General features: G+C 51.9%; 1 rRNA gene. It reads left to right on the forward strand.

Annotated elements, in window-relative coordinates:
• Positions 1 to 51: 51 nt before the first annotated feature.
• A 23S ribosomal RNA gene (locus L3D05_RS26265) occupies positions 52 to 349 on the forward strand; the annotation flags it as partial.

Raw genomic sequence — 349 nt, forward strand, 5'->3', positions numbered from 1 at the left:
CGTACTGACGACCGAACATTAGCCTTTGGCTAACGTTAACGGATCGCAGTTGGTTAAGCTAATAAGTGCGCACGGAGGATGCCTAGGCGCCAGGAGCCGAAGAAGGACGCGACGAACAGCGATATGCTTCGGGGAGCTGTAAGTGAGCTTTGATCCGGAGATTTCCGAATGGGGAAACCCAGCTACCGTAATGGGTAGTTACCCTTGACTGAATACATAGGTCATTGGAGGCACACCAGGGGAACTGAAACATCTAAGTACCCTGAGGAACAGAAAACAATAGTGATTCCGTCAGTAGCGGCGAGCGAAAGCGGAGAAGCCCAAACCTGAGAGCTTGCTCTCAGGGGTT

Origin of the sequence: Cohnella mopanensis, assembly GCF_022352055.1 — a bacterium.
Taxonomy (GTDB): domain Bacteria; phylum Bacillota; class Bacilli; order Paenibacillales; family Paenibacillaceae; genus Cohnella; species Cohnella mopanensis.